Here is a 26,482-nt window from a genome sequence, read left to right as displayed (position 1 = left end):
TATAATATATAGAACTATTGGGGGATTATAATATTTGTCTGTTCGTGACTGATTACGACCCAATACATTCAATATTAGGCATTCAATATCAAGGCATGACAATATTGTATTTTATAATTTAAATTTTATTCACAAGCTTATGAATACCTCAATATAACCGCCATCTTTATACTCAGTTAATATCCTAAATTTAACCACTGGTATTCATTAATGACTTTGTATTTCATCTTCGCCGTCCTCGCTATTATCGACTTGTATTTTGTATCCATGCAACGCTCAAGCATCAAATTAATCCGCAACGCAGACATGCTATATGGCACTGATATGTTCACGCGATTTAAAGAATCAGGTGCACTACGTATCATGCTGCCTTTGTGGGCGAATACCATTTGGGTGGTTAAAGCAGTGAAATTAATGGTGTTGTATTACATCTATATGGAGTCGGGGGCTTACATCGCATATGCTGTATTCAGCGCACCTATTGTTATCTCTTTTATCTTATCCTTACCGTATTTATGCCACCTGTTTCATCGTTTCTATCTAGAGATATTTGCAGCAAGGTTAAGCTACCTTGACTCGGTGACGATCGTGTTATCTGCGGAAGAGGTGCAAGCGTTGAGCCAAACGATTGATAACGCGAAGGAGTATTACAAAATGTATTGAAGTGAGTTTGTAAAGATATTGGGAATTAATGAGAACAATAGATTAAGTATTTAGCTCAATTATTAAGCTGCGGTATGGTGAATGTACGATTGCGGACATTATTTTTATTCGATAAGCAGTATGATCTTAATATTTATAGTTAATTTATAAAAATATATCGTATAGATAACTTTTTTTATAAACGTAATATGTAAACATTACATAAATTGTAAGCTTATGGTTGTGAAAAATTATTAACTACCTCGCTATACTTTAAATAATTATATAACCGTATTCATAGTTTGAATTAATAGCGTAATACGGTGAACTCATTTTGATTTTACATGGGAAAAGAAGTATGTCTGATGTTACTGCGTATTGCTCTTGGTGTTTTAGTAAAACTAAACACGAGCTTACCTTTAGAAATATGTTCACTCGTAATGTTTATAAATGTACGTCCTGTGAAAACCATACATTAACTTGTCGTTATTGTAGTGAAATGACAAAGGGGCAGCCAAGTAATCAAACATTAAAAGAAATGGAGCTAAGTGGCTTAACTAAAATAGCTCAGTCTTGGGACAATGAACTGTGCGCTGAACACGATGGCTCAATTGCATCTTTTTCTACTTTAGACATGAAAATCACTGATATTACTGAATATGAGAATATTTTTCTGAGAGATAAATATAATCTTGCTAAAGCAGGGAAATATGCAGGGTTAGGTGTTGCGGGCGTCGTCAGTGTCGCTGGTGTTGCTGCCACAGCTGGGGCGGGAGCTGCTCCTATGGCTGCAGCTATGGGACAAATGGGTCTGTTAGGCACTGCGGCAACTGGTACCGTAATTTCGACATTATCAGGGGCTGCACTTACAAGTGCATCTTTAGCTGCCGTAGGGGGGTCTGTTGCAGTTGGAACAGCTATAATATCTGCAAGTGGCCTTGCTTTAGGCGGTGTCATGGGGGGGGTGATCGCTAATCAATATCATGGGGAAGATGACAGTTTCGCTATATCTAAACTTAGGAAAAGTAGCTCAAAAACAAAAACTATTTTTATTAATGGTTTTACACAAGAAAATGAAACAGATTTTTATGACTGGCAATGCGGACAATTAGCTTTTGACTCATCTCATACAATGTATTCAGTCAATTGGGGAGCTAAAACGAATGCGAAGCTTGGGATGGCATTTGGTAAGGGCGTTGGAACTCAGGCGGCCAAGAAAATGTTAATTGAGATGGCAAAAGTGGGGGGCAAAGGTGCTGCGGCAAAACTAAACCCGCTTGGTCTGCTTGCTATGTTTGGTGATCTTTTAGCTAACCCTTGGCATAGCTCGATGTTGAGAGCGGCACAAACCGGAATTCAGGTTGCTGAAGCTATATCAAGAACAGAGGGCCAAAAATTTAATTTAGTTGGGCACTCATTAGGTTGTAGGGTTATTTATTATGCATTAGAAGCTTTATCCTCTAAAGATAAAAAGTATATTAATGACGTAATCCTATTAGGTGGTGCGGTTGGACGAAATGATAAAGATGGTTGGGAAAAGGCTTTAACTTCAGTCGATGGTAAAATTTATAATTGCCATACGAATCAAGATAAAGTGCTTTCAGTCATTTATAAGACCGCTAATGCTGGTTTAAGTGATCCTATTGGTATTAGTCCAATTGAAATAACAAATTCAAAACTCAGGAATATCAATTGTGATTATTTAGTTGATTCACATATGAATTGGAAAAAGCATTATGAAGAAATACTTAATATGATTTATCGCTAAACTAATAAGCTTACGAACCTCCATTGAACCGACCATTCGATATTCTATGCATGAACGTAATAACGCAGACTATTAAGACGTTATTACTTATTTTACAGCGATAGAAAGGTTGGTTATTTATGACAGTACTTAAGTTTAAATGTTTAATTAAAATGGGTCGTGGCGGTACTGCTTGGAGAGTTATCCAATAATCTAACGCATTAGCCGCATGTGAAGAATTCACCATGCTTTACGGTAAAGAAAATATGAAGTCAGGTATTTTTAGTGCGAAGTAGCGTTACTTTTCGTACCTATTTAGACTCTACGATTCAGTACATTCCAGGTTGATCATGATTGATAATATAGAAAAACGCTTTGAAAGTGCGTTAAATAAATTTGATGAAACGACTAATAAAGCCAAGCAAGTCGCTGAGTCGACCAAAGAGATAGAGTTTGATCCGACTAAGCGGGATGCTATTTTGGAAGTCGTTGATGATCGAATTAGCAAGGTCACGGCAGATTTACGAAAAGAAATGGCAGAAGAACGTAAGTTAATTATTAAACATCAGAAAAAATCACTCATGATTAATATCGGCATTACTAGCATGGTGGTAATCGCTTTTGTGTTTAACTGTTTCTTGGGGTAGTCAATGAAACTAATCGCGATATTTATTTTTATCATGTTCCTTTATGGCGTGATTAGCCTTGCGTTTAAAGTTCGAAATTCAGTTAAGTAGTTTGGTGTATTGTTATTGTTTTATTAGGATTAGTTAATAATGAAAAAGTTATTTGGTAGTGCGCTAGAAGCGGTGAAGAACGTCGATACAAATCAATTAGCTAATCAAGCGAGAGCGTTTATCGCTGAAAATACTGAAGCAAAGTTTGTTGCAAGAGAAACACCATCAATAACATTAGCAACAGTAAGAGAAGGTAAATCACCAAGCGTACTGGTTATTAATGGGTTTCTATCACAGCGTGGTGAAGATGTATCGGATTGGCTTAGTGTTGTTGATGAACTATATCCTAAGAACAATGTGATACACGTGCAATGGAGTGCGGGTAACTTAACTGAAATGGCACTGGGTGACGGTATTGTTGCTGGTGGTGTAGGCGGCGATAAAGGTGTCGGGAAGCTTTTAGCTGCTGCAAAGCTAGCAAGAGGTGTGACACCAGCTGGTATCGCAATGATTGCTGGCGGTGTCGTAGGGGATAAGTTTGTCGGACACTGGAAAAAATCATTTAACGAAACTCTACATGTAGGTAATGATCTAGCCAAAGCAATACAAGGTGATGAAAGCTTACAAGGTTGTATCTTGATGGGACATTCATTAGGTGCACGGGTTATTCGTCATACATTGAATAACCTTGATGCAAATAAAGTTTCAGCAAGTTACCTATTGGCTGGCGCGGTGTCTGCGGAAGCTGAACAATGGGCTGATATTCTAGAAAAACACACTGAGCACCGTCTTGTGAATTGTTATGGCGATAATGATTATATTCTCAAAGGCGGCTACCGCGCTGGGACTTTGTTTAACCATACTCCGGTAGGCCTTACTGAAATTGGAAACAATAATACGAAACAAGTGATGAACTTAGATGTATCAGAATTTGCATCAGGGCATACAAGCTATAAAAATGAAAAAGTAGGAAAAGCGTTAGCTGGTATTTTAAATCAATTAACGTTTGGTAAAAAATCAGAATTATCATTGCGTTATTAGGGTATATCTAAAAGCTATCTAAATATAAGGTAATATTATTAATGTCATATGAATTATCGGTGTATGAAAAAAATGCAATTCAATCAATCTTTGAATGGAAAAACCCGCCAGTAACTTGGTGGACAAAAACAACAGGTGCAATCTCAAAACCTTTTAATTTCGTAGGTGATTTATTTACTAAAGTACCGGGTGTTGACTGGGTTCTTGAAAAATCTGTTGGTGGGTTAGTTGACCTGCTAAATGATTTTGCTCACTGGAGCGTAAGACCTGAAGCTATATATAAAGAATATAGAGCTGCAGGGCATGCAACAGTAAAAACTCCCCAAGATATATTCAAGTTAGATTTGGAAGATGCTGATAAAGTTAACGGTTATTTAGGCGCTAAATATAAATCGCTGGCAGCTGCTGAAGGTGCTGCTGCAGGTAGTGTTGGTTTAGTCGGTATTGCCCCAGATATTGTTGCGATAATTGCACTTAACCAAAGAGCAATTGCTGAGTATGCGACTTATTTTGGCTTTGATATATCATCGCAACAAGAACGGTTATTTGCATTAAATATTTTAGGCTATGCCTCAAGTCCTGATGACTTAGCAAAACAAGTAGCAATGGCGCAGTTAGTTAAAATTGGACAAGATGTAGCTAAAAAGAAAACTTGGAAAGTGTTGGAGCAGCACACCTTTGTTCAAATTATCCAAACAATAGCAAAGTCGTTAGGTATTCGTTTAACAAAAGCAAAATTGGCTCAAGTAGTTCCAGCAACTGGCGCTATTGTTGGTGGTGGGTTTAATGCTTATTATACAAGTAAAGTTTGCGATACTGCATATTATTTATATCGTGAGCGATTTTTAGCTGAAAAATATGGTGCAGATATTATTGACTCGTCAGTGGCACCAGCTGACAGCATCATTCCTGATTATCAAGATTAAAGTAAATTTCACAAGCTTATAAGTTTCACTATAACTCATAAGCTTGTGAATATATCTTCAAACCAAAAATCTTTTACACTGCCGTTATAGTGAATATCACCCTGATAGTCACAGAAGATGTAAAAGGTTATTTTCATGCAAGCACATTTCTCTTATCACGCATTCCAACGTGTTAAAGGTCGTATCTCAATGCCACATTATGAATTAGCAAAACGTTTAGATGATGACCTTGTGATTAATATCGGTGACGAGCCAAATACCAATCGAGTGCATAAACTATTTTACAGTGAAGCGGATTACATGTGCTTCGTGGCGGTGCAAGACTGTCATACAGGCATGATAATTACTATTTTACCTATCGACTATCATGAGAATATAGCCTGGTCAGTCCCTATCGAGCTGCAACAACAAGCGAAGTTACTCATTCTAAAAGAAGCCTACATCTCTATGCCTGTTTCAGACACACCACCGACCGATTATTCTAATCAGCTCGAGCCTCAGGTATTTAAAGTATCTGCAACTGTAGTTAATGAGTACGGTGAGCGTGTACGTAGCATGACGCTAGGCAGTTGGCAGAGTGGTCCTTATGGGCAGAGTATTGATGCGTTAGTTGATGACAAAAAATTTGTTAGTAATTTGAAGCAGATTATTGACGATAAACTTGCTTGTACTGCTCAGCTTAAAGAATTCGTGCAAACCATTATTATAAAATTAGGAAAAAAGGGCGATTCCGTACTGTATGCAAAGTCTGATTTGATCTCAGCGGGGGCTTAGCACAAGCATTATGATTACTTCTTACCAAATGGCGATAATTTAAAATTATTATGACTGTAAAAATATAAAAAAATTAAGTCAGTTATTGTTTTACGTCAGATCTTATTGCGTTTAACGTAAATAACTACCAAGCGATATACCTAAGCGATTGTTTACATGAGATAATCCATTTAATCTTGCTAAGTCATTGAATAGGTAATGAACAACCATGAAAAATATTCTTGTTGCAGTTACGGGCGCTAGCCCACAAGTATTAACCGAAACCTTATACGGTTTGCATACGCAAGGTAAAGCATTCCCAGATGAAATGTATGTCATTACAACGCAAGATTCGAAAGAGATGCTGATGGATGGTCTATATACCCGCGGACATTTACAAGCTTTGTATGATGAATACCAACTGCCTGCCGTTAAGTTTGACGAATCACATATTTGGGTTATTGAAGACGAAGACGGTAATTTACTTCATGATGCTAAGCGTGAAGAAGACCAATCGGTGATGGCTGATTTTATCACCCGTAAAGTTGCCTGGTTAACGGAACAAGATGATTGTGTTATTCATGCGTCAATTGCTGGTGGCCGTAAAACCATGGCATTTTATATGGGTTATGCCATGTCATTATTGGGCCGTGAACAAGATACCTTAAGTCATGTATTTGTGAATGACGAATTTGAATTTGTCAGAGACTTTTACTTTCCGACGTTAAAGGACAACTGGATCACAGGTAAAAAACCAGGCGAAACGCTTAATACCAAAGATGCTGAGATCACCTTTGCCGAGATCCCGTTTGTACGTATGCGCAAGTCGTTATCTAATGATCTTATCGGTCAGATAGACCAAGCTTCATTCAGTAAAACCGTCGCAAAAATGAATGCTGCAAATCAAAAGTTATCAGTGAAAGTATCAATGAATGCTAAGACACTGTCAGTTCTTGGCATTGATATTAAATTAACCCCGAAAGAAATAGCGTTTTATCAATGGTTATTACAACAACCAAATCGCTCCATTTTGGCAGACCGTGTATTTACTGATAACAAGCAACACAGTATTAATTATCTCGATATTTACACCCAAGTCGGCGATGATCCTCGCGTATTAACTGGCACATTTGGTATTGAAAATACTATCGCTTGGAAGGAGGGCGATATAGCTATGTTAAAAACGATGGAAGTTGAATTTATTCAACCGATTAGATCATCTGTGAACAGTAAATTAAAGAACGCATTACCTATTGATGTACTTGAGAAAGTGAAGATCCAATCAAAGAAACAAAAGGGTATTGCAACTTATTGGATTGAACCTGAACTGATATTAATTTGTGATTAATCATTAGTAACAGTTCCGCAAACCTTCAATGACAGGTTTTTATCTAAATATAAACTAGGTTAAGCCTGTCACTCTGCCATCCTGAATCTTGTCATACTTCATATCATAAGCTTACAAACGACAGCCTAAATAAATTTAACGTATATTCGATTCATACCAACGAAACATACTTAAATTTAAAGGACGCCAGACATGAACAGCAGCCCACAAGCAAGAAAATTCAGCAAGTACCAAAAAGACATAATCAAAGAGCTAACAAAGACATTAGGCCTGATCCCTTTTACATATCAAAAAGCAAAAAATAATCATTTAAAAGTACTTATTGATGGTGTTAAAAAACCACTTTATACCGACTGCACGCCTTCTGACTACAATTCTCAACATAATTTCATGTCGATGGTGAGACAAGAGGTTCGGGGGATAGGTAAAGACGTATCGTACGGACCAACAATGCAGAAAAATAACAGAATTGATCTGCAAATGAATAAAAAACTCAATACTGAAAAGATGTTAAAAGCCATTCTTAAATCATTACGTCACATAGCTACTTCAATTGAAAAACGCGAAGAAAAATTGGTTATTGAAGCGGGCACAATAAAGCCGATTAGTGAGCACCGTAAGGTACTTATCACTGACTCGATTCAACGTGCAAAGCGTGACAATTCAGGTCTAGGCTATCTGACTAACAAAGAAATGAACGCACTCGAAAAAGAGTTAAAGATACATATAGATTTCATGCTGCCAAATGTTGCTTATTATGCACTGAAACTGAGTGAATTAGGTAAGGTGAAAACACCAAATCAAAATGATACTGGGATAGCAAAAGATGAAGCAATTACTATTGCATCAAGTAATCAAATAACAGAGACAAGTTGTAGCAAAATGAATAATGAAAGCATGGATGTTGGCACGGTGGATGGTACTAATACGAAAGATAGTACTAATACTGTGAGTGAAATTAACATTGAGTCATCCGCTAAATCGTCAGAACAGAGCGCGGTAATCGATAATCAATCTGCAGATATCCACACAGTTACATCATTAAGTGATAGTGCTCGTATTGCAGTGTTACTGCAATTGACTAACAGTGAAGCGGCACAATTAATCGCAGATATTACTCAAGCTGTAGAACTTAACCGTCAGGCTGATATGCAGCATGTGTTGAGCTTTATGCAAGAGAAAGGTATTTCACTAGATGATATCGCCGCGCAGTTATCAGAAGTTCGTGCTGCAAATGAAGAATCACCGAAATTACATTCAATCGCATAAATAAAGCAATATTGAATAAAATAGCGATAAATATGGTCGAGATATTGAATAGAACTAGTCTGTGATTTAATAAAGCATCAATCGTGCGGTACATGCTGACATGCTGACATGCTGATATGTGGCATAATGTGTCTAAGTGACTTATATATGGTAATAAATGTGCATAATACGACTGGTGGAATGAAGCAAGGCGATAGAATTGCTAACATGGCTAAAAGGTTGGTTGATGGTGACACGCTAACTGTTAATGCAATGACAAAAGAGTTTAATGTCGATTCAAGAACAATAAAACGAGATTTTAAGCATTTAGATATATTTGGCTTAATCCGAGATAAATCTGGGGTACGAATGTCAAATTCGTACCACTCTCAGCTTTTAAAAATTCGCATCGAGGCTGGTTTACAGGAGTTTTATGATCTTACCGATGTAAATAATAACGGTAATAACAAAGGTAATATAAAGCATGAGTCAAAAGATATTGATTATGTGGAGAATGTGCCGAAGACGGGATACCAGAAACTGAATAAGCATGAATTTTCAGGTAATAACTATTCTAAAGTTATTACTGCGATTGAGAACAAGCAACTTATTCAGTTCGAGTATATTAAATCGAATGGCAATAAGGCTTCCTTTAAAGATGTTCAGCCATACTTGATCAGACGTTTCAATGAAGCCTATTACCTAATTTCAGTTCATGAACATAAAATTAAGCCCTTCAGATTAGAAGGAATGAAAGTGCTTTGGCCATATTCTTCTTTTAATTACTGTCCAATCAAAGATAAGCAGATACATGATAACAAGACAATTTATTATGGGGAAAAAACTAAGGCTGAAATAAAAGTGGATGGCAATGCGATACATTATTTTGAGCGTAAGACCATACTTCCTAATCAAGGTAATATTCTTAAACAAAGTGATGGTAGTTACATTGTTGAATGTTTTTATGCTGCAGAATTGGAAATACTACCTGTTATCAAATGGTGGATACCCCGAGTTCAGATTATTTCACCGATTAAATTAAAACGTAAACTTGAAAATGAGCTGTATGAATACCTCAAATAAAAAATATGTAAATAGCAAATCTTAATATTATATTCAGGGGGTGACATATGGTGTCTATACCTACAGTGCATAATGTACCTGTACTTTGATGACGACTTTAATGTAGGTGTTCTTCTGCATTAGCTTTCTTTGAATCATTATTTTTATTGGAATGGTATTTCCTAGACGGGACATTATGAACATACAGCTTAATATTAATTTATGTTTTCTAAAACAAGTGGCCGATACTCTTGAGACAGGCCTTATGATTATTGATCAAGATTATCGCATACTGCTATGGAATAATTGTATTGAAAATCATACGGATATTTCATCTGAACAAGCCATAGGTCGAGACGTAAATACTCTGCTGCATCGAAGACCTGAACAATGGCTAACCCATCAAATACAGATGGTTTTAAATGCTGGTAAGCCATCAATAACTGACGCCAATATCTTTAACGCTATTAATGATACAAGGTTACAATTTTTTCCAGAGGTGAAAGCTTTTACCTTATCGACAGACTCGTCGGGGCAAGAGTACATCTGTTTAGTTGTGAATGGGATCTCTTCATCGGCTAAGAATAATTTATTACTTCATGGTGAAAATGAAAGATTAAAAGAGCAAGTACAACGAGATTCTGCGACTCAGCTCTTAACGAAAAATTACTGGTGGCAATGTTTAATAGAGCAGTTCAACCATAGCAAAACCTTCGGCGTATCTTCTTCACTGGTTATTTTTGATGTTGATGAGTTTAAGCGTATCAATGATCAACACGGACACTTAGCGGGAGATGAGGCAATTAAAAGACTGGCTTACAGTCTCCGAAAAACGATAAGAAATAGTGATATAGCGTGTCGATTTGGCGGTGATGAATTTGCAGTTATATTGCCTAATACCAAAGTTAATGAAGCATATGCCTTTGCAGAGTTACTTCGAACAAAAATAATGAATTTAGATAAAACCCCGAATCAGCCTCAGATTTCAATTAGTGTGGGTGTATGTGAATGGACTGATGAAATAGTATCAGAAGATGAATGGTTTGATAAAGCCGATAAAGCTTTATACATTTCGAAGCAAAAAGGGCGAAACCAAACCACTGAGGCGATAAACATAGATGACGAGGAAGAAATCTTTGCTAGATAACTCTGGATACCTTCTCTGTATCTCAATCTATTTTATCAATCAGGAACACTGTAATGAAATGTACTAGTTGCCACGATTTTGTCACTGTATTCAGAATCCGCAGAACTTTCATCGAGCGTAATATTACCAAACGCAGAAGAAATAAATATAAGTGTGGTTCATGCCATGCCACTTTCTTTATTTAATGTGTGGCAGAGTGGAGTGCTAAGGTAAACGACATGTGACTGACAATACACAATTTTTAGAAAAGCTAAACAATGACATCGATATCAAGCTACAGTTTGTTGATTACGCTGAGTTAAAAGTAAATAAACATTTAGCTAAAGCAGACCAGCCAGAAACACAACACTTTGCAATTAGCACTGCATTATTAGCACTAGAAGAAGCACAAAACACAGCGACTTACTCTGCGTTATTGAAACTGTTAGTTGTACAGCTTGAAACTTACCTTACGCTACCTGTTAAAACGGTTGCTGATGATTTCCGTGCTGAAATGACAGACAATATCGCGCAAATAAACGCGCTTGTAGCTGAAGTAGAAGCTGCTGCACTTTAGGCTGCTGCAATATAGTCTGTTTTAACTTGAATGTGGCGTCATGTTTGAGTTGATGGTGTGATAAAGAATAATGATGAAAGCCTGCTTGTTCAGCAGGCTTTTTTGGCTCGGATTCTCTATTAGTGAGTAGTCATTCCAATGCTGATCACATCGGCATAGTTCACAAAGCCTTTTAAGCCACCAACTGCGCTGTAAGTCTCGTTAGATTCTAGGTAGCTCATGTTGAAGTGGTCAGACAGTTCAAACGTATATTGACCTACAGGCAAATCCGCTGCTACCGGTGCAGAAGTCAGGATATCCCCCTTGTTTAGACCGTGAGCCATCTGCACTATGCCTGTATGAACCACCGCACCATCTAGCGTTTTGATAGTCAAACGCTTAACGGCATTGGTAATACCTGTGTTAACTGGCCCCTGATTGTTGATGTACTTGATCGCAAAATCATATTTGCCAGCAGTTTCCACATTAAAGAATTTGCCGTCTTTACCTTGAAGAACATCACCAGGCTTACCAAAGTCTTTAATCACCTTAGTACCGTCCTCTAGCTCTTCGTAAGCAAACGAACCGTTTGGTTGGAAAGCCATCTCTTCTACTTCACCAACACAAACTGGCTTGCTGAGGTTAGAACGCCATCCTTGTTTGCCAATGGCCTCAGCAACAAAACAAGTGGTAGATACGCCGTCATAAGGAAAGACGTTATTGGTATCAATCAACTTACCATTCGCAAACAGCTTGATGTCATAATCATGATTTTCAATATCTAGAAGAACCTGTTCGCCCTTAATGGTCGCAGAGATAGCCGGCTCTACTGGTGAGAAGACAGACTCGTTGGTCAGGTCATACGGCATGATAGAAGTATCAACCAATGTTATTTTGCTATCGTCTTCGATAACATCACCAAGTTGAACCATAAATGAGTCATCAGTGCGAACAACAGACTCTACAGCATAACGACCCTTACCAACGGTGTCGCCCTCTGGAAGCTTAATTGTAATCTCGTGAGATACGCCATTATGCATGATGCCAGAAATGCTAATCTCGTCTTGATCGCCAAATACAACTTCTTTCATCTCAGTAGTGATGAATGGATTAACGCTGATTTCGCCTTTAACAATATCAAAGCCAAATACATCATGAATTACCATTCCGATGTAACCACCTACTGACCACAACTGACGTTGCGAGTTGATAACTGGACCATCTAGATTCTCTTGGCCATCAACAAGGTAGTCACTATGTGTGAATTTAGGCTTACCAGATAACCACTCTAGGTTTTCCATGTTAGACAGGTTTAGAGAGGTGCCACGAACCAATGAATGAAAAGCATTGTTAACAGCAGCTACGTTACCGGCTTCAACGCCAGCTCTTAAGCTGTATGCCGTAACAAATGGCCAGATACCTCTGTTGTGATAGATAGGAGTGTCAGGCTGTTGTGGGAAATACACTGGAACACCGTATTGAGCATGCGGATAGTGGCTCATCGATGACTTGGCTTGTTCAGGTGAAGCAATTCCTTCTAAAATAGCCAGAGAAATACCAAGCATGTCGTACTTATCGACTTTGATATTTGATTTGTGACCAAAAATGTAGCTCGCGTACATGCCACGTTCTGCATCCCAGAAATTCTCATTGATAGACACTTTAAGATCATCTGCTTTAGAACCTAGTTCAATTGCCTCTGCATCATCACCAAACTCAATAGCAAGCTTCTCAGCCAGTCTAATAGCCTTGTAATGCGCGACGTTAGTAGAAAGCGATTTACTTGTACCAACATAGTTCACATCTTCAGGGCTCCAAGATGAGTACGTCTGCTCACGCCAATCTAGGAATGATTGCTCACCCGTATACAAACCAAGTGTTGGGTCGAAAGCAGCAATGCGATCGGCATTGATTGTATTAACCAAAGCCTTATACGCTCGCGTAGCAAATTCCGTTCTTGCATCGCCAGTTAGAGACTGTAGGAGTTTATCTGCACCAAATGCCCAAGTCACACGGTCAGTACTGATAGGCCAAGAGCCACCTGTACCCGTATCTTGAATGATTTGCACACCATGTTGGTTTGTACCATCTCGGAAATCTGAAAGCTTAAACTCTAATGAATTTTTAACGCGTTCTGGGTCCATAAAGGCTAAAGATAGATTCGCCGCATATGACAGATCACGAGTCCAAACGTAATGCCATTTCGCACCAGTCTCAAACGCCTCTACAGATAGAGGTTGGTTATTATTGTAGTTGCCATCTTTGATTTCAGAAACGCTAAGCTGCTTCATTTCGTTGATGCTAATCGCGAAGTTGGCATCAAATAACAAACTGCCTGTGTGAATAACAGGAAGATTAGCAAGCTCTTTGACAATGATCCCCTGTTCTACACCATCGCGTAGCTCTTCCGTTGAACTGATACCGAATTCGCGCAACGCTGCCGAACTATCCTTTACTGAGGTCTTAACTGTGTAGTTAGTACCATCAAATGCTGGGAATACCTTGATGACTGAAAATTCATGTTCGGCATGGATATTTGAGCTCAAAAGTAAATCACCCAATTCGTCTTCATTGACTTTTTTGATGGTGATTTTACCGGACTTAACATCGACCAAATCTAGAATGAACTTGTAATAGCCTTTCGCTGGGAAAGTCACCATAGAATTACAGTCGGTATCGTTAGTGCAGTCATCAGTCACATCAGGCTTAGGTATCATTGTTTCTTGAACGCCTAGCTCTATGATCTTTCCGGGCACCGTCTGCTCGTATCCCCAACTGTCGTTAGCAACCTTGAATCGGTGACTACCACGATCCACTCGAAGGATAGATAGGTATGTGTTGTTGCCAACATAAGTCAATTCGTTAGATGCATCCCATTGACCATTAACACCGCGAATAAACAGTCTGTCTGGGTGTGGTGGTAGCACAAGTGGGAATGTATTGTCCGCTTCTTTTTCTGCTAGCTCTTCTAGCGCTTGTTGGTACTCAAGCTCTAGCTGCTGCTTTTCTTGAGATATCTGGCTTAGCTGATTTCGTAATGCTTGATCATCGCTATTGTTACAAGCTACCAAGCCCAGAATTGCTGCTACGACTAAAGCAACTTTCGTTACTCTCATGTGATTTACCTTCTATAGCATAGAGTGAAAAATAACTCATCAGTGAGCCATTAAAATACCTGCTATACTTTAGTGGTAGTCATGTTTGTAAGCAACTGAATTGTTTAAACAAAATAAACTCCTTGTCACGTGAGACGAAAAAACCCACCAAAATGGCTAATGCCGTTCACTTAAGGTGATAAAGCCTTGTACATGTCGAAGCAAAAAGGGCGCAATCAAACAACTGAAGCGGTAAGTATAGATGATGAGGAAGCGGTTTTTTCTAGATAACCCTAGAACGCCCTCTGTAGTTTTAACTCAATCTATTTTATCAATCCCTTACATTAATTTGTTCCTGATAAGGCTTGAATAACGCTGACACATTCACTTTGGCGTTTAGTTTAGCCGCCAATAAATATAGTCCTGCTAGTTTACGATGAATAAAAATCGCATCGACAGGAGGTGTATGCCATTGGTCTTGTCTGTTATTTATCGCCATGCCAGCTTGTTTAATACGATAAGCTAAATCAGTACTGGCAAAGTCATACTCTCCCTGGCACTGCAAAGGCTCGGTCGCGATGATAAAGGTGCTTAAAACCTGTTGCAGGTAGTCTTGATCTATATCTTGAGCAAAGAATCCGATATCTTCGGCTGCCGTTTGCATCGCAGGGCGATCGCCTAAGCTGGCGGCATGAATCAAAGCGAGGTAGCCTTGGCTAATTCCGGGTGGAATATCGCGAGTTGCACCGAAATCAAGTAATACTATTTTTTCTTGTTCGGTTTGGTATAGATAATTAGCAAAGTTAGGATCGGTTTGCATTAGTTTAAATTCAAACAACTCAGCAAAAAATAAGCGGATAAGTTGGGTTGCTATATTATCTCTTTGCGCTTGAGATTGATTAACAGCTTGGTCTATGGTTTTACCGTTAACATAAGTCATTAGGAGAATATTTTTAGTACTATTATCTGCTAATACTTCCGGGATTATAAAATGCGGATCGTCATGGAGTAATAAACTATAGCGACGACTAAAGTCAGCTTCTTGGAGGTAATCCGCTTCGACTTTAAGTTGTTTTTTAGCTTCATTGAGTAAAGAGTCTAGTTGAATTTTTTCTGGTAATAAGCCTGATAATTTTAAAAGTGTAGCAACATTGTCGACATCAGCATCGATTGATTGACGGACTCCTGGATATTGCACTTTAACTGCAAGTTTTTCGCCACTGTCGCCGTAAGCTAAATGAACTTGGCCGATAGAAGCTGAAGCGAAAGGTTTTAATTCAATGTGACTGAATTGATCAAGCCAGTCTGGTCCCCAGTTATCTGTGAGTACTCGCAGAAGTTGCTTACGCGGCATAGGCTGAGCATCAGCACGTAGTTTACTGAGTAACGCACTGAGTTCTTTTGGCAGTAAATCGCCAGCATCCATCGATAACAATTGTCCGACTTTCATGGCCGCACCACGTAATTGGGCTAGCTTATCCGCTAGGTTCTCAATATTTCTAGGTGTTAACAGTAGTTTAGAGAATGTTGGTGTTTTCCCTTGAGAAAATTGCTTAACACCCTCAAAGGCCACATTTCCGGCCACTTGCACAACTAAACTGCCCAATTTTGAAATGCGAGAAAGCTTAGAGGTCGGTACTTTTTTACCCATGTATTTTGTCATCGTTTACTCGCTACCTAAGATTGAATGCTGGTATGATTAGTACGTTATCAAGGTATAAAAAGATCACTCTGAATTGCGAACCTGTTGGAGAAGCATATATAAATACACCCGCAGGAAACGAGCTGGATGCTGTTTGTTATGTCTGGTGTTCCCATGGTATTAAAAATAGCGATTTACGATATATTCCGCATATTCGCTGGTAAATCCCACGCAACTAAAATTGAGTATCTCGCCAGCATAGTATGTATGTTGACTACCTTGCATATTTTCTAGTTTGTCATAAAAACCATTATTCATCTCCTCGGCGTCGACATGAGGAAAATATTTCCAATGAACAAATTGATGAACCGACTCAACCTGCGCGCCCATTGCTCCTACAAAATTTTTCAGGTTATCGATTACTCTCGTCTCATCGAATGCTTTCGCTTGATTAAAGAGCTCACTCTCGTTGATGACTTCTCCACTCATATCTCTATCTGTTAATACATAAAAAGAATAGACGGGTTCTCCAACTTGTCGGTAATACCAGAATACCGGGTGTCCGGCGCGATCACTGATAAAATTCTCTGGTACATAACCCGTCTCTTCCACAAAGTGATTAACCGTACAAAGAATAGTTTGATAGTCCAGATACTTAATTTTTTTAAATAGCGCCTGCTCTTGGGGTCTCATATCCATCAATAATGACATTTCGTCCAAAGGCGTCGTGACAATAAGTCGATCGAATTGTTCGGATCCTGCCTTAGTGTCGATGGTGATGCTTTCTGCTCGCGTGATTTTAGTGATCACGGTGTTAAATCTGATGTTGTGTTCCTTGGCAACACGTGTCCACAGCCCCTGCATTCCCTTGGGAAAAACGTAAACTTGTTTTTTGAAATGCGAGACTATGGTTGCCCAGTTGGCGTACTTCAGCACATAAGCTGTTGGCACATGATCCGCATAGCAATAGCCAAACCCCGTAAGGCATAAGCTAAAGACATCTGCTAAATCGGTGATTTTATTTTCTTTGGCAAATTGCCCAAACGGTACGGTGACGGAAGGATGAAGATTGTGAAAGCCTGGATGTTCCAGTTCTTTGTACTTGTTTAAAATTCGCCTATAGCGAAATACTAGCTGCCATAGTACTTTCAACTTTAGTATCAGCGATTGTTTAGGCAGTCGTTTGCCATTTTTGTTCACCATAATACTATGGCCAAAATCTGCTGGCGCGATAGGGACATTATATTTTTTTGCCAAGCGAAGAGGGATTATATTGTTAGCCGTTAAAATACCCGCGCCAAGCTCATAGCTTTTTGAGTTAACGTCGACACTCAAGCATTTTCCACCGGCATGATCACTACGTTCAAATAATGTGACGTGCTTATACCCTTTTAATTTGAGCGCCTCCGCCGCACTTAGCCCTGCGGCACCCGCACCTAAAATGGCAATACGTTGATTAAAATCTATTTTATTGCCTTGTTGACTGTCCATAGTAGGTTCTCCTTCAAAACTGTCGACGCACACAATAGCCCCGACATGGTGCCACCCGCGATACTTGCGGTCATGACATCTTGTCCCGAAAGAAACAGGTTTTTTATGGGAGTATGAATACGTAAGAATTTTTGTCTAAAACGCTTTGGAGAGTGTGCAAGACCATAAATCTCGCCTTGCTTATGCTGTGAAAAGTGGCGAGTACTGAGCGGTGTAGACACCTCATAATAATCTATCTTTCCTTTCAGCTGTGGTGCGATACGATACAACTGCTCTAGCATTTGTTGCGCTAATTTTTCTTTGAGCGCTTTATATTCGTCATCCCGCTTTTGCCATTTTGTATTCTCCCATTGAGTAAACCACTCATAAGGGACTAACATGATCACTTCGGCAGTTGATCTATCAGGACGCCTCTTTTCTGCTAAGGGGTCTTTCGCAGAAGGAAATGAAACAAAAGAAACCGGTATTGTGGCATTAAAGTCTTTGTACTCTTCTCGCCCTTTGTCGTGGTCATATTGATTAGGGTAAATCCAGTAATTACATTTCTTCAAGGCTAGCGATGTCGAAGACTCTTTCAGACCCACATATAATCCGACATGGGCGGTTGCAGGCTCCAGCTCGTCAAGTAACTTATCTAGCTTATGGCCCTTGCTCACTTTTTCCGGCAATAAATGTGAATATGTATTGGTAATACCGGCAGCACTGATAATGGTTTTAGCGTAAAGCGCTTCACCGTCTTTCATGCGCACACCGGTGGCAGTATTGTCTTCAACAATAATTTCATCCACATTGGCCAGTGTCAGGGCTATTCCTTCCGACTCATTAATAATAGGAATAATACATTCGGCAATTTTGGCTGCGCCTCCTACAGGGTAGGCAGCCCCTTCCATATAGTGATTGGCGAGCAATGCGTGCATGTAAAAACTGCTCTTTGCAGGCGTTAAACCGTAATCACCGTATTGCGCCGTTAGTACGCCAATCAGTTTAACGTTGTCGGTAATTTCTTTTAATGCTGCTAATGTCGTTTTATCGGAAACCTTAAGCGTGCTGCGACGTAAAAAATTACCCACTATTTTTGATAACATTGGCGGTAAGGTTTTTTCTAAATAGTAACCGCTGCCTAAGTTTTGAGCGTCATCGAGTAATGAGAAGTATTGATCGATTGAGATCCTGTCCTTTTCTTCTGGAAAATAGGCCTTTAACTTGGCCTTAAGATTATCTCTTCCTCTAGGGAATTGATATTCTTCATCACCGAATATAGCTCTGTCATAAATGTTGTCCAGCGGCTCCCATTTGAGTTTATCTTTCGCAATATAGCGAAAGACCTTATTCAATACGCTGCCCTCGATATGAACTTGGCCGACATAGTGCAAACCAACATCCCAAATATAACCACTACGTTCAAACGTATGCGTAAAGCCCCCGAGTACGTAATGTTGCTCTAGCAAAAGTACGCGTTTACCCGCTTGAGCCAAAAAAGAGGCGGCACTCATGCCCCCAGTTCCAGAGCCAATAATAATGACATCAAAGGTTCGTGCTTCTTTTGTTTGAGCCGACTTTATATAATTCCGGTATGTCTTGCTGGTCATGTTGCGCACCCACCATAACTATTTCGATTCAAGGGTCAGAGTTGCTCAAAAACCAACGGTTTTATCGAGCTGAAATTTTGGCTTCGAGCTAAGTGTTTTTTACCTATATATTTTGCCATTGTTTATTCGATACCAAAGATTGATGGTTTTTCTAAAAAGAAAATCCAATCATAAATTCACCCGTGGCGTCCTCGTTAGAAAATATAGCTCTGTCTGAGGTGTATTTTTCTTGGCGAAGTCCGGCGCTAAAGAACATGGGTGAGTTAATATAGGCGATGCCAACACGATAACCATAAGCATCTATATCTGCATTATCTTCGACAAAGTAATGGCTATACAACAAACCGAAATAGGGTTTTAGCTGCTCGGATGCGGGGAGATAATAAGTGGATTCTAAAGTGGCTTTTGATACTGTCGGTTTACCTGAAAACCAGTATTCATAAGCGGTACCAACAGCAAGGTTATCTAAGGCAAAGTAATTAATCGAGACACCTGCGACGGTATAGTCTTCTGAACCAATAGAAGCGCTCCCCAGTTTTATGCCCAGTGACTTACTACTTGCCGTTAATGAGGCTGAATAGGCAAGATTGCTGAATAGTAGGCAAGTAGTTAAAAGTATAAGTCTCATGATGTTCCCTTGCAAAATTAGCTTAGTCTATAAAGTTTATACCAATAATAGTCCTCTCACTTTCTTATGCTCAAACTTTATAATCCTGAAGTGTGTTCCGTGAAGCCTTTATTTACCTTATATGACATAAGCTGATAGATTTTTCTTATCAAATGACAGAATTTTCCAGTTATGTTTATTGCTAAGAAGCAGGTAGGGTAAAGATCTTATTGTAGAGAGTGAAGCATGCCCATGGCTGAACAAAAAACACACCCCGAAAACGATCCCCCAGTTGTTAACGATGCTGTCTTTAATGTGGATAGCCAGCTAGATACGCATAAAAATAATCAATCTCGCCCATATGCACTCTCACACTCCTCACATCAGGTAGGTGTTGCGACATGTTCTCTTCAGCATATTAATGGCGTAAACGTTAGCCTTGCAATTGACGCTGTGATTATTGAAGAGCCTTTAGAGATACGGCTTATTTATAGTGATAGCGCGGGCAAAGAGCAAGAACGGGTGTATTTAGTCACGATGCGTACACCGGGTGATGATCTTAACTTGGTGACAGGTTTGTTATTGGCGGAAGGAATCATCAACAAGGCTAATGATATTGTCGGTATTAATGAGCAATTTGATTTAGATGACATTTACCGCAATGGCCTTTACGACAATGACGCACGCCAAAACGAAATACATGTACAGTTATCACCAGATGTTGTTGTCGATTGGACGTTAATCAATCGTGATACCACATCTTTTTCCAGTTGTGGCGTGTGTGGCAAGTCATCGATAAAGTCTTTAGAGCTACGTAATATTGCCGACTTAGACCCAACCGAAGGCTGGTTATCTGGTCATGTCATCCCGCACTTTAGTGAGCAACTCCGTCAATACCAATCGATGTTTAATCAAACCGGTGGCGTACATGGCTGCGCTTTATTCGATGCTCAAGGGGCGTTATTAATGAGCTGTGAAGATGTCGGTCGTCATAATGCATTAGACAAATTGATGGGTAAATTAGCCAGAAGCTCTGAGTTTGATCAGCAAGGTAAAGTCGTATTCTTAAGCGGCCGTATCAGTTTCGAGTTAGTGCAAAAAGTGCTGGTGTCGGGTATCTCGGTACTGATTGCTGTTGGCGCACCCTCTAACCTTGCCATCAACATGGCAAAGCGCTTTAACCTGACACTGATTGGCTTTAGTCGCGATGGCGGCTTTAATGTCTACCATGGCGCTTTTCGTTTAAATCTACTTAATGACAATAGAACGCCTGAGATAGTTTGATATAGGCTATTGGATATCGAGAATCGACATGACAATTAAAAAATACACAGGGTCAGCTGGTGGCTGGGGTGCGTTATTAAGCACCACTCAACATCTGGTGAAAAGTGAAAATGTATCACGTAATATTCGCAATTTACTTAAAACTAACCAAGACAAGGGCTTTGATTGTCCTGGTTGTGCTTGGGGTGAATCAAAAGAACAAACCCGGTTTAAATTTTGTGAAAATGGCGCCAAAGCGGTGAACTGGGAAGCCACAAGTCGACGTGTAACGCCGGATTTTTTCGCACAACATCCGGTAACTTGGTTAACGCAGCAAAGTGACTATTTTTTAGAATCCCAAGGGCGGCTTAGTCATCCTGTTAAGTACAATCGTCTGACGGATTGCTATGAAGCAGTGAGTTGGCAGCAAGCATTTACCCTCATAGCCAAACATTTGAATGCCCTTGAACACCCTAACCAAGCCGAATTTTATACTTCGGGTCGAGCGAGTAATGAGGCGGCTTTTTTATATCAGCTTTTTGTGCGTAAGTTTGGTACCAATAACTTTCCAGATTGTTCCAATATGTGTCACGAAGCCAGTGGCGTTGGCTTAAAGCAAGCGATTGGTATCGGCAAAGGTACGGTAACACTAGAAGACTTTGAGCATGCGGATGCTATTTTTGTGTTTGGTCAAAATCCAGGAACAAATCATCCACGTATGTTAGATACGCTTCGTCAGGCATCGCGCCGAGGAGCGGCTGTCGTTACTTTTAATACCCTAAAAGAACGAGGTTTAGAGCGTTTTACCAACCCACAATCAGTGGCAGAGATGCTCACCGATGGCTCGACACAAATTAGCCAATGCTACTTCACGCCTAAACTCGGTGGTGACATGGCTGTTGTGCGCGGTATGGTTAAAGCACTTTGTGTGATAGATAAGGCTGAATTAGCAATAGGGCGGAAATCTATATTTGATCATGCATTTATTGCCGAGCATACCCAAGGCCTCGATGACTACTTAACAGCTGTTAAAGCAACGTCATGGAGTGAAATAACCGAGCAGGCTGGGTTATTCCAAGCTGAAATAGAGCACGCCGCCAACATTTATCGCCAAGCTAATCGCGTTATTATTACCTGGGCGATGGGCATTACACAGCATAAGCATTCGGTGAACACCATTCAAGAAATTGCCAATTTACAATTACTGTTTGGCCAGTTGGGACAGCAGGGCGCAGGGTTGTGTCCAGTGCGTGGGCACAGTAATGTGCAGGGCGATCGTACTATGGGCATAGATGAAAAACCGAGTGCAGCATTCATCGACAGCATATCTCAGCAATTTGATTTTTCAGCGCCGTCAGAACCTGGGCATAATACCGTTGCCGCGATCAAAGCGATGCTTGCTGGTGACAGTAAAGTATTTATTGGGCTTGGGGGCAATTTTGCGGCGGCCACACCAGATACGGCATTAACACAGCAAGCGCTTTCTAACTGTCATTTGACGGTTAATATCGCCACCAAATTAAACCGTACCCATTTGATATATGGTAAAGACTCGCTGATATTACCTTGCCTAGGCCGCACAGATATTGATATGCAAGCATCTGGACCGCAAAGTATTACTGTTGAAGATTCTTTTAGCATGGTGCATGCATCTGCTGGTGTGGTGGCAGGTGATACCGGCGAAATGCGCTCGGAGCCAGCTGTTATCGCTGGTATTGCAGAAGCAACATTGGGCAAGCAGCCTATTGATTGGCGTTGGGTGATTGAAGATTATGCTCGGATCAGAGATTTAATTGCAAAAAGCATTCCTGGCTTTGATGATTTTAATGACAAAATACAGCAACCAGGCGGTTTTTATCTTGGTAACAGCGCTGCTAATCGGCAGTGGAACACTGCCTCTAACAAAGCACAATTCATGCGTCATGATCTGCCTGTTCATTTACTGCCTGCAAACTTACGGGAGCTAAGTCAAGATCCTGTGTTGGTATTACAAACTATGCGTTCACATGACCAATACAACACCACTATTTATGGTTTTAATGATCGCTACCGCGGTATTTCTGGAGAGCGTAAAGTACTTTTTGTTAACGAAAACGACATTGCAGCATTAGGCATGGAGAATAGCCAATTAGTCGATATTGAATCGCTTTGGCCTGATGGTATTGAACGTAAAGTGTTTGGTTTTAAGCTGGTGGCTTATGATATTCCAGAGGGTAATATTGCTGCTTACTTCCCTGAAACTAATGCCTTGGTATCTATCGATGGCAGAGGGGATTTGAGTGATACGCCCATTTCCAAAGCTATCCCTGTTGTGTTATCCAAGACAGTGTTGGAGAGTAATAAAATTGATACTGTGACCGCTTAATCTGATTTTTAAACGCGGAGTTAGACAAGGACAGCCTGCTGAAATAGCAGGCTTTTTTGGTTTTAGGGAACCGTGAAAGTAATGCTTAGGCGGATGAAACTGCTGAAGTTAAAGGCTTAGGGAGTCAGTAACAGAAATAATCGTTATTGTGCAAGATCATAGTTCTAGGATATTGATGTCTGTAATTTACCGCGGTCATTTGCAATATTATCATTAACGATGCAATATAATATTTTATAATCCACAGTGGTATATTGTTTTGTTCCTGCCAGTAAAAAATAGCTTTCGGATCTACTTTGCTATTGCGATCTATGTAATGTGGGTAGTCATTTTTTCAGCATTAAATTATTTTAAAGAAAAACAGCACCTGTATTCTGAACTGGATGAAAAACTGAAAAATGCCGCGCTGACCATTCCCGCTATTTTACCCAAAGGATTTCATCATAAGGACATGAACAAAGCAGATCTGTCTAAGCAACAAGATCTTGCTATTACCTTAGCGCTATCTGAATATACTCAACGCACTGATATTGTGTATCTCTATACCTTGATCTTGCGGGATAATAAAATTTTCTATACCACTTCAAGTGCTTCTGATGCTGAACTGAAGTCCAATACGTTTGCGGTTAACTATTTTGAACATTATGACGATGCGGCTTCGGATCTTGCGGCTGTTTTTGGGCAACATTATAGCCAAATTAATGAAATTAGTGATAAGTGGGGCGATTTTCGTAGTATCCTCATACCGATCAAGGCGGATGATGGTAGCGTATATATTGTTGGTGCTGACCTTTCAATTAGCCATATTGATACGCTATTAAATGAAACCTTATATTTAACTTTAATCATCTCGGCGTTATTTTTATTGTTTGTCTGTCCGCTATTTGTTGTGCTTAGTTTAGAACCTCGTCGACAGGTTCGTATTTTGGCAAACAAGGTAACAAAACAAACATCAGAATTGGTTGAAAGTGAAGCAAAGCTCACGTCCATTTTTGAGTACTCTCCCGTTGGCATATTCCACTATGATAATAATGGTGTGATCCAAAAAACTAATAAACGTTTTGAAGAAATCCTCGGTGCTGACAGGGATACACTTATTGGTTTTAACATGCTGGAACGGCTTGAAGATACTGAAATACTCAACATGGTGAAACAGTCACTACAAGGTAAAGTGAGTGTGTATGAAGGTCCTTATACATCCGTATCTGGTCAACGGTGTATGCATTTACATGCCAATTTCGTCCCGCTTTATTCCAGTACTGGAGAGTTAGAAGGCGGTATCGGTGTCTATAATGACGTAACGGAAAAACAGCAAAGTACTGCGAACTTAAAAAAACTCTCTATGGTTGTTGAATACAGTCCTGAAAGTATATTTATAACAGATACTCGCGGTATTATTGAGTATGTAAATCCTAAGTTCACCGTTACCACAGGTTACACTGGAACTGAAGTTGTCGGTAAAAAAGCCAATTTTTTTCGTTCTAACGATACGCCTGATCGTGTATACAGAAATCTATGGGCAACGATATTAGCAGGCCAAGAATGGCGTGGTGAATTAAAAAACTGCAAGAAAAATGGTGAACTATTCTGGGCTAAAGTCTGTATTGTACCAGTCACAAATGAGGGGGTTATAACCCATTTTATTGGTATTCAAGTCGATGTAACCAAAGCAAGAATTTCGTCACGAAAAATTTCCTATCAAGCTACTCATGACATGCTGACAGGGTTAATTAATCGTTATGAATTTGAAAACCTCCTTGCGCAAAACATTACGTCAGCACAGCAAGATAATACGACTCATGCATTATGCTTCTTAGACCTTGATCAGTTTAAGATTATTAATGATACCTGCGGCCATATGGCAGGAGATGAACTGCTGCGCCAATTAGCTTTGTTGTTAAGTGAAAATATTAAACCACAAGACATATTAGCCCGGTTAGGGGGGGATGAATTTGCCATTTTAATGACCCAATGTGATCTCGCCCAGGCCGAGAAAACGGCGCAGGATATACAGGCATTAATTGCGAACTTTCAGTTTATGTGGGAAAAAAATATATTCAGTATCGGCGCTAGTATCGGTTTGGCTGAGATTAACAGTCAAACTAAAAATATCACCGAAATATTAATAGGTGTCGATTCAGCTTGTTATGCCGCTAAAGACTTAGGTCGTAATCGTATTCATATCTATCATTCAGAGGATGAACTGTTAGTTAAACGTGATGGTGAATTCCGTTGGGTTAATGAACTAAAATACGCATTAAATGAGAATAGATTTGAACTCTATGCACAGCCGATTGTGTCGCTTTCAGATTCATCGAAAAAGCCGATCTATGAGGTATTACTCCGCCTGCGCACTCGAAGTGGTGACATTGTCCCCCCTGGTGCATTTTTACCTGCCGCAGAACGCTATAATTTATCCAATGCGATAGACCGTTGGGTCGTCGATCATACCTTTGCTTGGATGGGACAGCATTTACAGCATTTAGACCATGTTGATCACCTCGCTATTAACTTATCTGGTGCATCATTGGGGAGTCTTACGCTACTCAGTCATATTATGCAGCAGATCACATTGCATAATTTACCGCCCAGTATGATCAAGTTTGAAATAACAGAAACTGCAGCGATCAGTAATTTGCGTGATGCGACCTTATTTATCAAAACATTACGTGACTTTGGTTGTCAGTTTGCGCTGGATGATTTTGGCAGTGGCTTGTCTTCATTTGCCTACTTGAAAAATTTACCTGTGTGTACGTTGAAGATTGACGGTATGTTTGTTAAAGATATTTTGGACGATCCGATCGATGAAGCTATGGTTAAATCAATCAATGATATTGGTCATGTCATGGGCATGAAAACGATAGCTGAGTTTGTTGAAAATGATGCCATTAGGCAGCGATTACAGGACATGGGCGTCGATTATGCCCAAGGTTATGGGATCGGTAAACCGGCTCCGATTAACGAAATCTTGCAATCGATGGGTAAAGGGACTTGAGTGATACGCCGATTTAGATAATGAAAGCCTGCATTGCTAGCAGGCTTTTTTGCTGAGGGGCGTTAACGCAAAAGTGATTAATTTATATGAAAAAAATCGATTGGACGATTACTTTAAATACAGTGGCTTACGAGTTTTCTGGGATGCCGATAACAATTATATTCAATCACAAGCTTGAAAACCCCATAAATAATCCACATTATTTAATTAAGCGCTCATCAGAGGCTTAACCGAATAAGAGCACTGCCGTTAGGAGTTAACTCTTATTCATTACAATTTAAAGATTAAACACATTAGTCATGTAATAAA

General features: G+C 39.7%; 19 protein-coding genes. 14 read left to right on the top strand and 5 right to left on the bottom strand.

Annotated elements, in window-relative coordinates:
- Window positions 1-210 precede the first annotated feature (210 nt).
- The 11 genes from CXF93_RS14735 to CXF93_RS14685 all read left to right on the top strand — a co-directional run bounded on the left by CXF93_RS14735 (window position 211) and on the right by CXF93_RS14685 (window position 11,147).
- Window positions 211-663: a hypothetical protein gene (locus CXF93_RS14735; protein WP_101063228.1), complete on the top strand. Its 453-nt coding sequence runs from the start codon at window positions 211-213 to the stop codon at window positions 661-663.
- Window positions 664-1,000: 337 nt separating this feature from the next.
- Complete coding sequence (locus CXF93_RS14730; protein WP_157824455.1) at window positions 1,001-2,410, top strand: DUF726 domain-containing protein; 1,410 nt, start codon at window positions 1,001-1,003, stop codon at window positions 2,408-2,410.
- 329 nt (window positions 2,411-2,739) lie between these two features.
- Window positions 2,740-3,036 (top strand): hypothetical protein, encoded by a 297-nt coding sequence (locus tag CXF93_RS14725; RefSeq protein WP_101063227.1) that lies wholly within the window; start codon window positions 2,740-2,742, stop codon window positions 3,034-3,036.
- A 129-nt stretch (window positions 3,037-3,165) separates the two neighbouring features.
- Complete coding sequence (locus tag CXF93_RS14720; protein WP_101063226.1) at window positions 3,166-4,107, top strand: DUF726 domain-containing protein; 942 nt, start codon at window positions 3,166-3,168, stop codon at window positions 4,105-4,107.
- 41 nt (window positions 4,108-4,148) lie between these two features.
- The gene (locus CXF93_RS14715) at window positions 4,149-5,033 is read left to right on the top strand and encodes an EcsC family protein (RefSeq protein WP_101063225.1); all 885 of its coding nucleotides are present in this window, start codon (window positions 4,149-4,151) and stop codon (window positions 5,031-5,033) included.
- A 135-nt stretch (window positions 5,034-5,168) separates the two neighbouring features.
- Window positions 5,169-5,807, top strand: a complete 639-nt coding sequence (locus tag CXF93_RS14710; protein WP_101063224.1) for a hypothetical protein — start codon at window positions 5,169-5,171, stop codon at window positions 5,805-5,807.
- 208 nt (window positions 5,808-6,015) lie between these two features.
- Window positions 6,016-7,134: a CRISPR-associated ring nuclease Csm6 gene (gene csm6, locus CXF93_RS14705; protein ID WP_101063223.1), complete on the top strand. Its 1,119-nt coding sequence runs from the start codon at window positions 6,016-6,018 to the stop codon at window positions 7,132-7,134.
- Window positions 7,135-7,326: 192 nt separating this feature from the next.
- A complete protein-coding gene (locus tag CXF93_RS14700) occupies window positions 7,327-8,403 on the top strand; it encodes a hypothetical protein (protein ID WP_101063222.1) in 1,077 nt (358 codons plus the stop codon).
- A 159-nt stretch (window positions 8,404-8,562) separates the two neighbouring features.
- Window positions 8,563-9,465, top strand: coding sequence for a YafY family protein (locus CXF93_RS14695; RefSeq protein WP_198551666.1), 903 nt, complete (start codon window positions 8,563-8,565; stop codon window positions 9,463-9,465).
- Window positions 9,466-9,640: 175 nt separating this feature from the next.
- Entirely contained in the window at window positions 9,641-10,591 is a 951-nt protein-coding gene (locus tag CXF93_RS14690; protein ID WP_157824454.1) for a sensor domain-containing diguanylate cyclase, read from the top strand.
- A gap of 220 nt (window positions 10,592-10,811) precedes the next feature.
- Window positions 10,812-11,147 (top strand): hypothetical protein, encoded by a 336-nt coding sequence (locus CXF93_RS14685; protein WP_101063219.1) that lies wholly within the window; start codon window positions 10,812-10,814, stop codon window positions 11,145-11,147.
- Window positions 11,148-11,266: 119 nt separating this feature from the next.
- On the opposite strand, the gene CXF93_RS14680 is transcribed toward CXF93_RS14685, so the two are convergent.
- The 5 genes from CXF93_RS14680 to CXF93_RS14660 form a co-directional block, all read right to left on the bottom strand.
- Entirely contained in the window at window positions 11,267-14,242 is a 2,976-nt protein-coding gene (locus CXF93_RS14680) for a Six-hairpin glycosidase-like protein (RefSeq protein ID WP_101063218.1), read from the bottom strand.
- 310 nt (window positions 14,243-14,552) lie between these two features.
- Window positions 14,553-15,884 carry an AarF/ABC1/UbiB kinase family protein gene (locus CXF93_RS14675; protein WP_101063217.1) on the bottom strand — a complete coding sequence of 444 codons (1,332 nt, stop codon included), beginning with the start codon at window positions 15,882-15,884 and terminating at the stop codon, window positions 14,553-14,555.
- A gap of 159 nt (window positions 15,885-16,043) precedes the next feature.
- Window positions 16,044-17,354, bottom strand: a complete 1,311-nt coding sequence (locus CXF93_RS14670; RefSeq protein WP_101063216.1) for an FAD-dependent oxidoreductase — start codon at window positions 17,352-17,354, stop codon at window positions 16,044-16,046.
- A complete protein-coding gene (locus tag CXF93_RS14665) occupies window positions 17,327-18,943 on the bottom strand; it encodes an NAD(P)/FAD-dependent oxidoreductase (protein ID WP_101063215.1) in 1,617 nt (538 codons plus the stop codon). Before CXF93_RS14665 ends, CXF93_RS14670 begins: the two co-directional genes overlap by 28 nt.
- Window positions 18,944-19,094: 151 nt before the next feature.
- Window positions 19,095-19,571: a ferrodoxin oxidoreductase beta subunit gene (locus CXF93_RS14660; protein ID WP_232784227.1), complete on the bottom strand. Its 477-nt coding sequence runs from the start codon at window positions 19,569-19,571 to the stop codon at window positions 19,095-19,097.
- A 231-nt stretch (window positions 19,572-19,802) separates the two neighbouring features.
- Here CXF93_RS14660 and fdhD point away from each other — a divergent pair, with 231 nt between their 5' ends.
- The 3 genes from fdhD to CXF93_RS14645 all read left to right on the top strand — a co-directional run bounded on the left by fdhD (window position 19,803) and on the right by CXF93_RS14645 (window position 26,173).
- Window positions 19,803-20,834, top strand: a complete 1,032-nt coding sequence (fdhD, locus tag CXF93_RS14655) for a formate dehydrogenase accessory sulfurtransferase FdhD (protein ID WP_101063214.1) — start codon at window positions 19,803-19,805, stop codon at window positions 20,832-20,834.
- 28 nt (window positions 20,835-20,862) lie between these two features.
- Complete coding sequence (locus tag CXF93_RS14650; protein ID WP_101063213.1) at window positions 20,863-23,178, top strand: FdhF/YdeP family oxidoreductase; 2,316 nt, start codon at window positions 20,863-20,865, stop codon at window positions 23,176-23,178.
- A gap of 316 nt (window positions 23,179-23,494) precedes the next feature.
- A complete protein-coding gene (locus CXF93_RS14645; RefSeq protein ID WP_198551665.1) occupies window positions 23,495-26,173 on the top strand; it encodes an EAL domain-containing protein in 2,679 nt (892 codons plus the stop codon).
- Window positions 26,174-26,482: the final 309 nt, after the last annotated feature.

This window comes from Moritella sp. Urea-trap-13, from assembly GCF_002836355.1.
Classification (GTDB): domain Bacteria; phylum Pseudomonadota; class Gammaproteobacteria; order Enterobacterales; family Moritellaceae; genus Moritella.
Note: the sequence above shows the minus strand (reverse complement) of the source record. Positions and strands in the feature narration are given on the sequence as shown.

What these genes read in the sequence shown, in the direction of transcription:
- fdhD (WP_101063214.1), top strand. Translation starts at nt 19,803, where the DNA reads ATGGCTGAACAAAAAACACACCCCGAAAACGATCCCCCAGTTGTTAAC.
- csm6 (WP_101063223.1), top strand. Translation starts at nt 6,016, where the DNA reads ATGAAAAATATTCTTGTTGCAGTTACGGGCGCTAGCCCACAAGTATTA.
- CXF93_RS14665 (WP_101063215.1), bottom strand. Translation starts at nt 18,943, where the DNA reads ATGACCAGCAAGACATACCGGAATTATATAAAGTCGGCTCAAACAAAA.
- CXF93_RS14715 (WP_101063225.1), top strand. Translation starts at nt 4,149, where the DNA reads ATGTCATATGAATTATCGGTGTATGAAAAAAATGCAATTCAATCAATC.
- CXF93_RS14670 (WP_101063216.1), bottom strand. Translation starts at nt 17,354, where the DNA reads ATGGACAGTCAACAAGGCAATAAAATAGATTTTAATCAACGTATTGCC.
- CXF93_RS14735 (WP_101063228.1), top strand. Translation starts at nt 211, where the DNA reads ATGACTTTGTATTTCATCTTCGCCGTCCTCGCTATTATCGACTTGTAT.
- CXF93_RS14660 (WP_232784227.1), bottom strand. Translation starts at nt 19,571, where the DNA reads ATGAGACTTATACTTTTAACTACTTGCCTACTATTCAGCAATCTTGCC.
- CXF93_RS14700 (WP_101063222.1), top strand. Translation starts at nt 7,327, where the DNA reads ATGAACAGCAGCCCACAAGCAAGAAAATTCAGCAAGTACCAAAAAGAC.
- CXF93_RS14730 (WP_157824455.1), top strand. Translation starts at nt 1,001, where the DNA reads ATGTCTGATGTTACTGCGTATTGCTCTTGGTGTTTTAGTAAAACTAAA.
- CXF93_RS14680 (WP_101063218.1), bottom strand. Translation starts at nt 14,242, where the DNA reads ATGAGAGTAACGAAAGTTGCTTTAGTCGTAGCAGCAATTCTGGGCTTG.
- CXF93_RS14725 (WP_101063227.1), top strand. Translation starts at nt 2,740, where the DNA reads ATGATTGATAATATAGAAAAACGCTTTGAAAGTGCGTTAAATAAATTT.
- CXF93_RS14710 (WP_101063224.1), top strand. Translation starts at nt 5,169, where the DNA reads ATGCAAGCACATTTCTCTTATCACGCATTCCAACGTGTTAAAGGTCGT.
- CXF93_RS14650 (WP_101063213.1), top strand. Translation starts at nt 20,863, where the DNA reads ATGACAATTAAAAAATACACAGGGTCAGCTGGTGGCTGGGGTGCGTTA.
- CXF93_RS14690 (WP_157824454.1), top strand. Translation starts at nt 9,641, where the DNA reads ATGAACATACAGCTTAATATTAATTTATGTTTTCTAAAACAAGTGGCC.
- CXF93_RS14720 (WP_101063226.1), top strand. Translation starts at nt 3,166, where the DNA reads ATGAAAAAGTTATTTGGTAGTGCGCTAGAAGCGGTGAAGAACGTCGAT.
- CXF93_RS14645 (WP_198551665.1), top strand. Translation starts at nt 23,495, where the DNA reads ATGTGGGTAGTCATTTTTTCAGCATTAAATTATTTTAAAGAAAAACAG.
- CXF93_RS14675 (WP_101063217.1), bottom strand. Translation starts at nt 15,884, where the DNA reads ATGACAAAATACATGGGTAAAAAAGTACCGACCTCTAAGCTTTCTCGC.